This is a genomic window from Micromonospora sp. C97 (assembly GCF_018070385.1).
GTDB classification, from domain to species: domain Bacteria; phylum Actinomycetota; class Actinomycetes; order Mycobacteriales; family Micromonosporaceae; genus Micromonospora; species Micromonospora parva.
This window is the reverse complement of sequence record NZ_JAGPXU010000050.1, coordinates 1-13,324: the sequence shown is the minus strand read 5'-3', so window position 1 is coordinate 13,324 and position 13,324 is coordinate 1. Positions and strand designations below refer to the sequence as shown.

12 protein-coding genes are annotated in these 13,324 nt (G+C 72.5%); 2 read left to right on the top strand and 10 right to left on the bottom strand.

Annotated elements, in window-relative coordinates:
- Window positions 1-1,273: aminotransferase class I/II-fold pyridoxal phosphate-dependent enzyme (locus KBX26_RS31730; protein ID WP_210867095.1), on the bottom strand; the 1,273-nt coding region annotated here is incomplete at its 3' end.
- 36 nt (window positions 1,274-1,309) lie between these two features.
- Here KBX26_RS31730 and KBX26_RS31725 point away from each other — a divergent pair.
- Window positions 1,310-2,554 (top strand): bifunctional pyridoxamine 5'-phosphate oxidase family protein/GNAT family N-acetyltransferase, encoded by a 1,245-nt coding sequence (locus KBX26_RS31725; RefSeq protein ID WP_210867094.1) that lies wholly within the window; start codon window positions 1,310-1,312, stop codon window positions 2,552-2,554.
- Window positions 2,554-3,225 carry a leucine efflux protein LeuE gene (gene leuE / locus KBX26_RS31720; RefSeq protein WP_030336788.1) on the top strand — a complete coding sequence of 224 codons (672 nt, stop codon included), beginning with the start codon at window positions 2,554-2,556 and terminating at the stop codon, window positions 3,223-3,225. Before KBX26_RS31725 ends, leuE begins: the two co-directional genes overlap by 1 nt.
- Before the next feature lie 109 nt (window positions 3,226-3,334).
- On the opposite strand, the gene KBX26_RS31715 is transcribed toward leuE, so the two are convergent.
- From KBX26_RS31715 to KBX26_RS31675, 9 genes are all read right to left on the bottom strand, one after another.
- Entirely contained in the window at window positions 3,335-4,264 is a 930-nt protein-coding gene (locus KBX26_RS31715; RefSeq protein ID WP_210859024.1) for a sporulation protein, read from the bottom strand.
- 144 nt (window positions 4,265-4,408) lie between these two features.
- On the bottom strand, window positions 4,409-5,473 hold the full coding sequence (locus KBX26_RS31710; RefSeq protein WP_030336791.1) for a hemolysin family protein: 1,065 nt from the start codon (window positions 5,471-5,473) through the stop codon (window positions 4,409-4,411).
- Between the two features lie 52 nt (window positions 5,474-5,525).
- The gene (locus KBX26_RS31705; RefSeq protein ID WP_030336793.1) at window positions 5,526-6,881 is read right to left on the bottom strand and encodes a hemolysin family protein; all 1,356 of its coding nucleotides are present in this window, start codon (window positions 6,879-6,881) and stop codon (window positions 5,526-5,528) included.
- A 181-nt stretch (window positions 6,882-7,062) separates the two neighbouring features.
- Complete coding sequence (gene mnhG / locus KBX26_RS31700; protein WP_030336795.1) at window positions 7,063-7,422, bottom strand: monovalent cation/H(+) antiporter subunit G; 360 nt, start codon at window positions 7,420-7,422, stop codon at window positions 7,063-7,065.
- A complete protein-coding gene (locus KBX26_RS31695) occupies window positions 7,422-7,685 on the bottom strand; it encodes a monovalent cation/H+ antiporter complex subunit F (RefSeq protein ID WP_030336796.1) in 264 nt (87 codons plus the stop codon). The genes mnhG and KBX26_RS31695 overlap by 1 nt, the downstream gene beginning before the upstream one ends.
- Complete coding sequence (locus KBX26_RS31690; protein WP_307857955.1) at window positions 7,682-8,245, bottom strand: Na+/H+ antiporter subunit E; 564 nt, start codon at window positions 8,243-8,245, stop codon at window positions 7,682-7,684. Before KBX26_RS31690 ends, KBX26_RS31695 begins: the two co-directional genes overlap by 4 nt.
- A gap of 44 nt (window positions 8,246-8,289) precedes the next feature.
- Window positions 8,290-9,795: a Na+/H+ antiporter subunit D gene (locus tag KBX26_RS31685; RefSeq protein ID WP_210867092.1), complete on the bottom strand. Its 1,506-nt coding sequence runs from the start codon at window positions 9,793-9,795 to the stop codon at window positions 8,290-8,292.
- Entirely contained in the window at window positions 9,792-10,274 is a 483-nt protein-coding gene (locus KBX26_RS31680; protein ID WP_030336802.1) for a Na(+)/H(+) antiporter subunit C, read from the bottom strand. Before KBX26_RS31680 ends, KBX26_RS31685 begins: the two co-directional genes overlap by 4 nt.
- An 81-nt stretch (window positions 10,275-10,355) precedes the next feature.
- Window positions 10,356-13,190, bottom strand: coding sequence for a Na+/H+ antiporter subunit A (locus KBX26_RS31675; protein WP_210867091.1), 2,835 nt, complete (start codon window positions 13,188-13,190; stop codon window positions 10,356-10,358).
- Between the last annotated feature and the right edge of the window lie 134 nt (window positions 13,191-13,324).

Genomic DNA, 13,324 nt, shown 5'->3' with positions numbered 1-13,324 from the left:
GGTCGGTGGGGTCCAGGGGGCTGACGGTGATGCGCAGGGCGGGCGGGGCGGCGATCCGGTAGAGAGCGCCCGGAGCCACCGCCCACCCGGCGTCGCGGAGCGCGGTCACCGCGCTGGTCTCGTCCGCGACCGGCAGCCAGACGTTGATGCCGCTGCGGCCGTGCGCGGTCAGGCCGTGCGCGGCCAGCGCCGCGAGCAGCCCTTCGCGCCGCTGCTCGTAGCTCTGCGCCGCCCGCCGCACCAACTCGGTGACCGCCGGGTCCCGCCACAGGGCGAGCACCAGACGTTGCAGCACTGTGGAGACCCAGCCGGCGCCGACCCGGGTACGGCCGCTCACCCTGGCCACCGTCGTCTCGTCACCGACAAGCACCGCCATCCGCAGGTCCGGGCCGAAGGGCTTGCTCACCGAACGGAGGAAGGCCCAACTCGCTGTCGCACCGGCGAGCGGATGCAGGGGTACGCGGGCCAGTTCGGCAGCGTGATCGTCCTCGATCAGCAGCAGGTCCGACCGGCCGGCGAGCAGTGCCCGCAGCGCCTCGGCGCGGGCCGCCGACACGGCGGCGCCGGTGGGATTCTGCGCCCGGCTGGTGACGATCAGCGCCCGCGCTCCGGCGGCGAGCGCCGCGGCCACCCCGGCGACCAGCGGCCCCTCGTCATCCAGCGGTACGCCGATCGGGCGCAACCCGAGCGCGGCGACCAGGTCGAGCAGGTTGGCCCACCCCGGGTCCTCGACCGCCACCGCGTCGCCGGGGCGCAGGTGCGCGCCGAGCAGCCGCTCGATGCCGTCCAACGCCCCGCCGGTGAGAGTCAACTCCCCGGCCGGTACGCCGTCGGCGCGCAGCCTGGCCCGGGCCGCCTCGGCCAGTTCGGGCAGCACCCCGGCATCGGAGTAGCCGACCGGCGGGCCGCCGTCGGTGGCGAGCGCCGCCAGGTGCGGGCCCAGCGGGGGAAGCAGTCGCAGGTCGGGTTCACCCCGGGACAGGTCCCGGGCGCCGGGCAACGGTGGGGGGCGCAGCGCGGAGCGACGGGCGGCCACCGGCGGGCGGGGGCGTACCCGGGTGCCGTGCCGACCGGCGGTGGCGAGCAGCCCGCGCTGGCGTAGCTCCTGGTAGGCGCGGGCGACGGTGGCGGGGCTGACCCCCAACTGCGCGGCGAGCGCCCGCACCGGCGGCAGGGCCGCCCCCGGTGGCAGGGCACCGGCACGGATGCCCGACTCGATGCTGGCCGAAATCTCGACGGCTGTCGTACCGGTGGGCTGATAGTGTGCTGACACAAATAGGAGATTGTACTAGAACAAAGGGGCGCGCGCATGTATCCACCCACCGCCCGGACCACACCCCACCGTTCCCGCGACAAGATGAGCTACGACACTGCCGCCGCCCACGCCGTGCTCGACGAGGCCTACGACTGCGCGCTCAGCTTCACCGTCGACGGCCAACCCCGGGTGCTGCCCACCCTGCACGTCCGCATCGGCGACACGCTCTACCTGCACGGCTCCACCGGCAGTCGGCCACTGCTCGCCGCCCGCGGCGACGACGGGCTGCCCGTCTGCGTCGCGGTGACGCTGCTCGACGGGCTGGTCTACGCCCGCTCCCAGTTCCACCACAGCGCCAACTACCGCTCGGTCGTCGCGCACGGCACCGCCCGACTCGTCACCGACGAGCGGGAGAAGCTCGCCATGCTCACCGCGCTGGTGGAGAAGGTCGGCGCGGGACGCAGCGCGGCCACCCGTCCGCCCAGCCGTCGCGAGCTGGCCGAGACCGCCGTCCTGGCGCTGCCGCTGCGGGAGGTGTCCGTCCGGGCCCGCACCGGCGGGGTCCGCGAGGACGAGGACGACCTGCACCTGCCGCACTGGGCCGGCGTGCTGCCGCTGCGACTGACCGCCGGGGCACCGGAGCCGGACGCCGGGGTCACCGCGCCGCTGCCGGCGTACCTGCGGACGGCCCGCACACCGTGGCACGAGCCGGTCCCGCTGCGCGGCGAACACGTCCTGCTGGAACCGCTGGAGTTGGCGCACACCGACGACCTGCACGCCGCCACCGCCGACGACGAGGTGTGGCGGCACCTCACCGTCGCGCCACCCACCGCCCCCGCCGAGACCGCGGAGGTGATCGGCGCCGCCCTGGCCGCCCAGCACCGGGGCGAGCGGGTGGCCTGGGTGCAGCGGTGCGCGGCGACCGGGGCGGTGGTGGGCAGCACCTCCTACTACGACATCGACCCGCAGCGGCGGGCGGTGGCGATCGGGCACACCTTCCTCGGCCGGCAGTGGTGGCGTACCGGCATCAACACCGAGGCGAAGCTGCTCCTGCTCGGCCGCGCCTTCGACGACCTGGGCGCGGTACGGGTCGCGTGGCACACCGACATCCGCAACGTTCGCTCCCAGGCGGCCATCGAACGGCTCGGCGCGACCCGGGAAGGGGTGCTGCGGATGCACCGCCAACGACCGGACGGCTCCTGGCGGGACACCGTGCAGTACGCGATGACCGTCGACGAGTGGCCGAACGCACAGGTCAGGCTGCGAGAAAGACTTCTGCGGACGGCACCGGTGGCGTGATGATGGCGGGCGTGCTGGGGATCACCGACATCTGGACGTACGTGCTGGGCACCGTGGCCATCATCCTGCTGCCCGGTCCGAACTCACTCTTCGTGCTCTCCACCGCCGCCAAACGGGGCGTCGCGGTCGGCTACCGGGCCGCCGGTGGCGTGTTCGTCGGCGACGGGGTGCTGATGTTCCTCTCCGCCGCCGGGGTGGCGTCGCTACTCAAGGCGTACCCACCGCTGTTCATGGTGATCAAGTACGCCGGTGCCGCGTACCTCGGTTATGTCGGGGTGACCATGCTGCTCGGCGCCGCGCGGCGCTGGCGCGACCGCAACGATCCGAGCACGCCGCGGCTCATCGACGCCGCGGAGCCGGCGGCGATGCGCAGCCCGTTCCGCAAGGCGCTGGTGATCAGCCTGCTGAACCCGAAGGCGATCCTGTTCTTCATCTCGTTCTTCATCCAGTTCGTCGACCCCGGCTACGCCTGGCCGGCGCTGTCGTTCCTGCTCCTCGGCCTGATCGCCACGGCGACCAGCGCGCTCTACCTGACCGCGTTGATCTTCGCGGGCACCTTCCTGGCCGCCCAGTTCCGCCAACGTCGCCGCCTGGCGGCCGGCGGCACCACCGCCGTGGCCGCTCTCTTCCTGGCCTTCAGCCTCAAGCTGGCCACCGCCACCGCCGGCTGACCCGCCCTCCCACGCTCCCGCCCGCGATCTTGCGCTTTCGGTCGTCGACATGCCCGCTTCAGGGATATTTGTCGCCGCAGAAACTGCAAGATCGCGGGAGGGCTGACGGTCAGGTGCCGTCGCCGCCGGAGCCGCCGCCGCCCACTCCGGCGCCGCCGGCGGTGCCGCCGAGGCCGTAGCCGGGTCGGACCGGCTCGTCGGGATGGCGGCTGACGTGGGCTGACCCCGCGATCTGGGCGGACCAGTCCGCGTGCGCGGCAGCGGCGGCGTGCCTGTTGATCGCCTGGCGGAGCCAGCCGTCCACGGTGGCGACCCAGTCCCGCCGGTCGGCGCCCTCGTGCCAGATCCGGAACCGGCTGATGCTCTGGTGGGTGATTCCGGCCAGGGCCAGCCGGCGATCCATCCAGAGGATCACCTCAAGCCCGGCAGAGTTGGTCACGAAGATCAGCTCCAGTTCGGTGATCGGGCCGGCGTAGAGCGGCCCCACCCAGTAGCCCCAGCGCTGGTGCAACGGCAGGGTGTGCTCCACCCCCGGCAACCCGCCCTGCTGCAACCCGGCCTGGCGGATCATGAAGCCGAGCGTGTCCAACGCCGCCAGCACGTGCTGCTGGGTGGGGATCGGGTGCACGAAGACCGGCACCATGGCCCCCTGGTCGCGGTCGGGGTCGAGCGACACCTCGGTCCGCAGGCCCATCCGCAGGCTCAGCAGCGGCACCCCGCCGAAGATGGTCACCGGCGTCTCCCAGGGCAGCGGGAACGCGAAGTCGACAGCCCGCCGCCGCCCGGCCGGTACGACGAACCGGCCGGCGATGGGCACCTGGTGGAACTGCATGAGCCGCCGCGGCGCCGCCGGGTCGTCCGGTTCGACGGTGGTGACCAGGCCGAGCCGGATGTGGCGGACGAGCACGTCGTCCGGACCGGCGGCGAGAGTCACCCGGCCGGGCAGGCGCAGGCCCGGCCGGGTGCTCGGATTGGGGAGAGTGGTCTGCACGGAGAGCCCGGTCCCACCGGACTCCGGTGACACTCCCGTCAAGCGCACCGCACCCTCCACGCCAGGCTGAGGTGACCTCGCCCCTCGCGAGGTCACCTCAACTGTCGCGGACCCGGTGCGCGGTCACCCCGACTTTCGCGGATCCGACACGCGGTCACCCGACTTCGACGGAACGTGACCACCCATCCGGTTTCACCGCATCCGGCGCCCGCGCGGCACCGTGTCGGTCTCGTCGTCGAACTCCCCGATGACCTCCTCCAGGAGGTCCTCCAAGGCGACGAAGCCGATCGGCCGGGCCGGTCCGCCGCCGTTGCGCACCAGCGCGAGCTGCGACTGCCGGGCCCGCATCGCCGCCACGGCCTCGGTGACCGTGGACGTCGCGGGCAGGGTGAACGCCGGCGTCATCAGCTCCCCGGCGGTGGCGGCCCGGCCGGTGGTGACCACCCGTACCGCCTCCCGGACGTGCACGAGGCCGCACACGTCGCCCGCCTCGTCGAGCACCGCGAGCCGGGATCGGCCGCTGTCCCGGCTGACCTGTTCGATCCGCCCGGCCGGGTCGTCCCGGCGGACGGTGACCATGGTGGCGAACGGTTCCATCACCTGCGCCACCGAGGTGCCCTGCAACTCCAGCATGCTGGTCAGCAGTTGGTGCTGCTCGGCGCCGAGCAGCCCGTGCTCACGGGACTGCTCCAGCAGGATCCGCAGCTCGTCCGGGCCGTGCACCTGGGCGAGCTGGTCCTGCTGGTTGACGCCGAACAGCCGCAGGATCGCGTTGGCCAGGGCGTTCAGCGCGGAGAGCACCGGCCGGGAGACCCGGGCGAAGGCGCGGAACGGCAACGCGAGCAGCGTCGCCGACCGCTCGGCGTCGGTGATCGCCCACGACTTCGGGGCCATCTCCCCCACCACCAGGTGCAGGAAGGTCACCAACCCGAGGGCGAAGACCAGGGCGACCACGTGACTTGCCGCGTCGGGCAGCCCCACCGCGTGCAGCAGCGGGCTGATCAGGTGCTCGATCGCCGGCTCGGCCAGCGCGCCCAGCCCCAGGGTGCACAGGGTGATGCCCAACTGCGCCCCAGCCAGCATCAGGGACAGCTCGCGGACCCCGTCGAGCGCGGCTCGGGCCGCCCGACCACCGTTCGCCGCCGCCTGCTCCAGGCGGTAGCGCTTGCTGGCCACCAGGGCGAACTCGGCGGCCACGAAGAACCCGTTCAGCGCCAGCAGGATCACCGAGCTGAACAGGGCGATTCCGGGGCTCATCGGCGCTGTCCTTCATTCGCGACTGCGGGGCTCGCAAGCTCACTCCTCGCGCTCATGCGGTCACCTCGGGTTTGGTGAGCTGCAACCGCACCGAGTCGGCCACGTGCCGGTCCACCGCCAGCACCTCGACCAGTGCCCGGGGCTCCGCCTCGTTCTCCTCACCGTCCGCCCCCTCGGGTTGCAGGCTGATCTCCAGCCGGTCACCGACCTCCGGCACCCGGCCCAGCTCCCGCATCACCAACCCGGACAGGGTGTCGTACTCCGGGGCCTCGGGCAGGGCGATGCCGGTGCTGTCGGCGACCTCGTCGATCCGCCAACGGGCCGGCACCACCCAGGACCCGTCGTCCTGGCGGGCCGGTGCCCGCTCCGGTGGGTCGTCCTCGTCGCGGATCGGGCCGACCAGTTCCTCGGCGATGTCCTCCAGCGTGATGACACCGGCGAAACCGCCGTACTCGTCGACCACGCAGGCCATCTGCCGGTGCCCGGACCGTAGGCGGTCGAGCACCGTGGGCAGGGGCAACGTCTCCGGTACGAGCAGCGGCGGCCCGGCCACCGCGCTCACCGGGGTGGTGGCCCGCTCCCCCGGGGGTACACCGAGCACATCGGCGATGCCGACGATGCCGAGCAGGTCGTCGACGCCCTCCGCACCGCGTACCGGGAACCGGGAGTGACCGGTGTCCAGCAGCTCGACCACCCGGCTCACCGGTTCGTGCGCCCGGACGGTGTGCACGTCCACGCGGGGCACCATGGCCTCGCCGGCGGTCAGTTCGCGGAAGTCCAGACCTCGGTCGAGCAGCGTGGACATCTCGGCGTCGAGGCTGCCCTCCTCGCGGGACTCGGCGATGATCTGTTCCAGGTCCGCCGGGGTGGCGCCGCTGGGCAGCTCCTCGATCGGCTCGATGCCGATCCGGCGCAGCAGGCGTACCGATGCCCGGTCGAAGAGGTGGATCAGCGGCCCGGCGACGGCCAGGTAGATCAGGGTGGAGCGGCTCAGCGCCCGGGCCAGTTGCTCGGCCCGCGCGATGGCCAGGTTCTTCGGGGCCAGCTCGCCGAGGACCATCTGCACGATGGTGGCGATGACCAGGGCCAACGCCACCGAGAGCGGCAGGCTGACCGCCTCGCTGACGCCCGCCACGCCGAGCAGGTCGGCGAGACCACCACCCAGGTACGGTTCGGCGACGTAGCCGACCAGCAGCGCGGTGACGGTGATGCCGAGTTGGGCGCCGGAGAGCATGAAGGAGAGCCGGCTGGTGACGGTCAGGGCCCGGGCGGCGGACTGATCGCCGTCATCGGCGAGCTGGCGCAGCTTGCCCCGGTCCACGGCGACGTAGCCGAACTCCTGCGCCACGAAGTAGCCGGTGGCGGCAGTGAGAATGATGATCAGTAGGAGACCAACGACGATCAACACGGGTCGCTCAGGGCTCCCGGGGTCGTCGGTACGGGGATATGCCGGGCACGACCCGGCTGGCTACTGCTGCCCTCCTGGGCAGAAGAGTCGATCATCCCTGCATTTTATCGGCGCTGGCTGTGACTCCGCTGGGGGTGGGCCGAAGGAGCGGATCGTCCGGTTGAGCGGACGCCGCCGGCCGTCACGCCGGCCCCGCCGACCCACCGTCCGCTCCGCGTTCGGCCAGCTCATCGGCGTCGAGCAGACCCCGGTCGAGCCGCCCCGCCCGGTACGCGGCCCGCGCGATCATCTGCGCCGCGACCGGCGCGGTCGACAACTGGAAGACCGCCACCAGCAGGATCATGCCCAGATCCGCCGGGGACCGCAGCCGCAACGCGATGCCCAGCAGCAACAGGAGCACCCCGAGCACCTGTGGTTTGGTGGCCGCGTGCATCCGGGACAGCGCGTCCGGAAAGCGCAGCACACCGATCCCGGCGGCCAGGCTGAGCAGCGCGCCGGCCACCAGACAGGCGGCGCCGAGCCAGTCCGCGACAGTGGCGATCACTGCTGCTCCCGGACGGCGAAGCGGACCAGCGACACCGATCCCACGAAGCCGAGCAGGGAGAGCACCACCAGCACGGGCAGGGTGGTGGCGTGCCGGTTCACCGCCGCCTCGGCGCCGACCGCGGCGACCATCGTGGCGAGCAGCATGTCCGCGGCGATCACCCGGTCCACCAGCGACGGGCCGCGGTAGAGGCGGACCAGCGCGAGGAACGCGGTGACCGACAGCAGTGGGGTGAGGACGGCGGCCAGGAACGTGGTCACGGGCGGGTTCCCTTCTCGGATGAGGTGACGTCGAGGTGGTGCAGTTCGGCGCTGGAGCCGACCGCGCGGACGATTCGCCGCTCCACGACGAGCGTGCGGTCCCGGGCCACGTCCAGGTCCGCCGGGCCGTGGGTGTCCAGGACGTGCAGGTAGAGCGTTCCGGAGTTCCGGTCCACCTCGAGGATCAGCGTGCCCGGCACCAGCGAGACCACCTCGGCGGTGAGGGCCAGGTTCAGGTCGGTGGGCACCCGCAACCGGACCGCGACGATCGCCCCTCGTGGCCGGTAGCCGGGCTGCACCGCGATCCGGGCGATGTGCAGGCTCGCGCTGACCAGTTCGACAACGAACCGGGCCACGAACACCAGCAGCGCCCATGGTCGCAACCGGCCACCGAAGCTGACCGCCGGCAGCGGGAAGAACACCAGCACGGCCCCGCCCACCAGCAGGCCACCGACCAGGTTGGCCCAGGTGAGGTTGCCCCAGAGCAGGCTCCAGACCAGCACGAGCCAGCCGAGCGCCACCGCCTGGTCGCGCCAGCGCCCGACCCGACCGCGCCCCACCACGCGAGGCCTGGGCGCGTCGGGAGCCGGCTCGGTTGGGCCGGTCACGGCACGCCGCCCGGCAACACGGCACTGACGTACGGGGTACGCAGGAGCAGGTCCCCGGCGGCGTCAGCGGTGACGTCGAAGAGCGGACCGGCCAGCACGGTCAACGCCAGCCCCAGCGCGACCAGGGCCACCGTGGCGCCCACCATCAGCCTCGGCAGCTGGGCCACTGGCTCACTGGTGGCCGTGCGGGGCGCCCGCCAGAAGGCGATGTTCCACACCCGGGACGCCACGTACAGGGTGAGCAGGCTGGTCAGCGTGCCGGCCGCGACCAGCACCCCGGGCAGCGGCCCGCCGGCGGCCACCCCGGCCTGGAGCAGGCCGAGCTTGCCGAGGAAGCCGGAGAACGGTGGCACTCCGGCGAGGTTCATGGCCGGGACGAAGAAGAGCACACCGAGCAGCGGCGCCGCCCGGGCCAGCCCGCCGATGCGGCGCAGGTCGGTGCTGCCGGCACGCTCCTCCACCAGCCCGGCGACGAGGAACAGCGTGGTCTGGATGGTGATGTGGTGCACCACGTAGAAGATCGCGCCGGAGAGCCCGGCGGCGGTGCTCAACGCCACCCCGAAGATCATGTAGCCGATGTGGCTGACCAGGGTGAACGAGAAGAGTCGCTTCAGATCCGACTGGGCCACCGCACCGAGGATGCCGACCACCATGGTCAACCCGGCGACGACCATGAGCAGCTTGTCGGCGCGTCCACCGGGAAACAGCAACGTCTCGGTGCGGATGATCGCGTAGACGCCCACCTTGGTGAGCAGACCGGCGAAGACGGCCGTGACCGGGGCCGGCGCGGTGGGGTAACTGTCCGGCAACCAGGCCGACAGCGGGAAGACCGCCGCCTTGATCGCGAACGCCAGCAACAGCATCAGCTCCAGGGCCAGCCGCACACCGCCGGGCAGGTCGTCCAGGCGCTCGGCGAGCTGGGCGAGGTTGAGCGTGCCGGTGGCCGCGTACACCAGACCCACCGACGTCAGGAAGATCATCGAGGAGAGGATGCTGACCACCACGTACGTCGACCCGGTCCGGATCCGAGCCTCGGTGCCGCCCAGGGTGATCAGCACGAAGCTGGCGGCCAGCAGGATCTCGAACCCGACGAAGAGGTTGAACAGGTCACCGGCCAGGAACGCGTTGGTGACGCCCGCGGTGAGCACCAGGTACGTCGGGTGGAAGATCGACACCGGCGAACTCTCGCTCGTCTCGCTGCGACCCTGGCCGACCGAGTACAACAACACGCACAGGGTCACCGCCGAGGACACCACAAGCATCAGCGCGGCGAGTTGATCGGCCACCAGGACGATGCCGACCGGCGGCGGCCACGCCCCCACCGCCACCACCACCGGCCCGTGCCGGTACGCCTGCACCAGCAACAGCACCGCCACCAGGAGCGTGCCGCTCAGACACAACACGCTGATCGTGCGCTGAAGTCGGGGCTTCCCGGCCAGCAGCAGGCTCAGCGCCGCACCGAGCAGCGGCACCACCACCGGCAGCGGCAGCAGCGCGCTCACTGCCCGTCGTCCCCACGTCGCAGCCGTCGGCGGGCCGGTTCGGGATCGACCTGCTCCGGGTCACCGTTCGGGCCCTCCCCACCGAGGTCGGCAGCGCTCGCCTCGTTCCGCCCGGCCCGCCTGATGATCTGCCGGTCCTCCAGGTCGTCGGGGACCTCGTCGTCGCCGGAGAGATACCAGCTGCGGTACGCCACGGCGAGCAGGAACGCGGTGAACCCGAAGGTGATCACGATGGCGGTCAACACCATGGCCTGCGGCAACGGGTCACTCATCCGCTCCACCGGCCCGCTGCCGACGATCGGCGCCCCACCCGGGCGCCCACCCAACAGGATCAACACGTTCACCCCGTTGCCGAGCATGATGATCCCCAGCAGGACCCGGGTCAGGCTGCGCTCCAACAGCAGGATCACCCCGCACCCGACCAGCACCGCGACGGCCAGCACCAGCACCAGCGTCGGCCCCGCCCCGCTCTCCGTCACGGCGTGGCCTCTGTTCGCGACTGCGGGGCTCGCAACACCGGCTCACTCCTCGCGCTCACGGCGCCACCTCGCTCCGCGCGCTCATGTCCGGTCGCCCTTGTCGACGGCCAGACCGCCGGCGGCCGTTCCGGTGGCCTCGATGTGCCGGTCCACCTCGGCGCCGAGGCTGCGCAGGATGTCCAGCACCAACCCGATCACGACCAGGTACACGCCGATGTCGAAGAAGAGCGACGTCACCAGGTGGGTGTCGCCGATCAGTGGCAGCCGCTGGTCGACCTTCGCGCTCTCCAGCACCGACCCGCCGGCCAGCAGCGCCACCAGGCCGCTGCCCACCGCCGTGGCCAGCCCGGCGCCGAGAATCGGGCCGGCACCGATCGGCACCGCCTCGGTCAGCTCGTACCGACCGCCGGCCAGATAGCGGACCACCAGGGCGAGACCCGCCACCAGCCCTCCGGCGAACCCGCCGCCCGGAGCGTTGTGCCCGGAGAAGAGCAGGAACAGGGAGAACAGCACCACGGTGTGGAAGATCAGCCGGATGACCACCTCCAACACGATCGAGCGACGCTCCTCGTAGAGGGTGGGACCACCGCGCAGCCACACCGGCCGGCCCCGCACACCCGCCCGCTGGTCCGCCTCGGGCCGGCGCGGCCGAGGCCCGGTGCGGGAGCGCTCGAAGATCAGGCTGGCCACCCCGGTCGCGGCCACCACCAGCACCGCCAGCTCACCCATCGTGTCCCAGGCCCGGATGTCGACCAGGGTCACGTTGACCACGTTGCGGCCGTACCCCTGGGCGACCGCCAGATCCGGGAAGGCCGCGGAGATGGTCGGTGCCTGGCGGGCGCCGACGGCGACGAGGGCCAGCCCGGCGGCCACCACGCCCACCGCCACCCCGATCACCCGACGGATCAGGTGGGTACGCCGTATCGGGCGGGCCGAGAACCGCTCCGGCAGGCGACGCAGCACCAGCACGAAGACCGCTATCGTCGAGGTCTCCACCAGAAACTGGGTGAGCGCCAGGTCGGGTGCTCCGTGCAGCACGAACAGCATCGCCGTGCCGTAGCCGGTCATGCCCACCAGCAACATCGCGGTCAGCCGGCGACGGGCGCCGACCGCCAACACCGCCGCCACCGCGATCACCAGCACGACCACCGGTTGCAGCAGGCTGTCCCAGAGCGGAATCCGCGCCCGCCAGGGACTGGCGGAGAGCATCGCCGCGCCGGGCACCAGCACCAGGGTGACCAGGATGACGCCCAGGTACTGCGGCAGGGAGCCGCGCTGGGTCGCGCCTGTGACATCGATGGCCAGCCGGTCGAAGCGGCCCACCACCCACTCGTACCCCTGGTTGCCCCCCACCGGTGCGCGCAGCCGCGCCAGCACCGGGGCGAGCGGCCCGCGCACGGCGAAGAGCAGGCCACCGCCGACGAGCGCCAACACGGACAGGCCGAGCGCCGGGGTCGGTCCGGCCCAGAGCGCCAGGTGCGCGTCGACCCCGCCGAGCAGATCGGCGTACGGCCGCAGCACGTCCTCCAGGACGCTCGCGGCCGGGCCGGCGAGCAGACCGATCCCGGCCAGCACCGCTGGCGGTACCAGCAGCGACGCGGCGATCGACCCCGGCGGGACCGGCGTCACGCCCGGCCGGTCGGCGAACGCGCCCCAGAGAAAACGGGCGCTGTACGCGACGGTGAGCACCGTCCCGGCGACCAGGCCGGTGAGGAGCACCGGTTGGTCGGTGAACGCGGCGAACACCGCCTCCTTCGCCACGAAGCCGACCAGCGGCGGCACCCCGGCCATCGACGCCGCGGCCAGCACGGCCACCACGAACAGCGGCCGGGACCAGTGCCGCAGCCCGGACAACTCGCGCAGGTCACGGGTGCCGGCACTGTGGTCGATGATGCCGACGACCAGGAAGAGCGCCGCCTTGAACAGGGCGTGCGCCAGCAGCATCGCGGTGCCGGCCAGCGCGGCGTCCGGCGTGCCCGAGCCGGTCACCGCGACCAGAAGGCCGAGCTGGCTGACCGTCCCGTACGCCAGCAGCAGCTTGAGGTCGGTCTGGCGCAGCGCCGCCCAACCGCCGAGCAGCATGGTCGCCACCCCGGCGACCTGCACCACCGGCCGCCACGGGCCGACCGTGGCGAGCACCGGCGCGAGCAGCCCGACCAGGTAGACGCCGGCCTTGACCATGGCGGCGGCGTGCAGGTACGCGCTGACCGGCGTGGGTGCCGCCATCGCGACCGGCAGCCACGAGCTGAACGGCAGCACCGCCGACTTGGACAGCGCCCCGGCCAGGATCAGCAGCACGGCACCCACCAGATACCCGCCGCCGGGCAGCGGCTGGGCGATGATCTCCGACCAGCGGTAGCTGCCGGCGCGCTCGCCCAGCATGATGAAACCGACCAGCATGGCGAGCCCGCCCAGCGTGGTGACCGTCAACGCCTGCGCCGCCGCCCAACGGCTGGACCGCCGTTCGGTGCTGTGCCCGATCAGCAGGTACGAGAAGACAGTGGTCAGCTCCCAGCCGACGTAGAGCAGCAGCAGGTCGTCGGCGAAGACCAGGACGAGCATCGCGCCCGCGAAGGCGACCAGGACCGCGGCGAACTGCGCCAGACCGACGGATCCGGCGCTGAAGTAGCGGGCGCTGTAGACCAGCACCAGCGCGCCGACGCCGCCGATCAGCAGCGTCATCAGCCAGGACAGCGTGGTGAGCCGGAACGCGATGTCGAGGCCCAACTGCCGGATCCACGGGTACGTCTCGACCACCGCCCCGCCGCCGCTCACGGCCGGGGTGCGGGCCACCGCCCAGCAGAACGCGGCGGCCGGCGCGAGCGCCAGCGGGTAGCACGCGCGCGGACCCCACCAGCGAACGAGCAGGGGCGCGGCGAGGGCCGCCACGAAATGGAGGATGAGCAGTACCAGCACCTGCGCTCCCGATCGACATGGCCGACGCCAGTGGCAGCGGTGGCGCCTAGCAGCGATCAGACGCCAGTTCGCAGCCCGCCGGGCCGGTTTTGCCGGAATTAACCCCCAAACCCACCCACCCCACCCCACCGACC

Excerpts from the sequence above, each read along its gene's own strand:
- KBX26_RS31725 (WP_210867094.1), top strand. The coding sequence starts at position 1,310 with ATGTATCCACCCACCGCCCGGACCACACCCCACCGTTCCCGCGACAAG.
- leuE (WP_030336788.1), top strand. The coding sequence starts at position 2,554 with ATGATGGCGGGCGTGCTGGGGATCACCGACATCTGGACGTACGTGCTG.
- KBX26_RS31710 (WP_030336791.1), bottom strand. The coding sequence starts at position 5,473 with ATGAGCCCCGGAATCGCCCTGTTCAGCTCGGTGATCCTGCTGGCGCTG.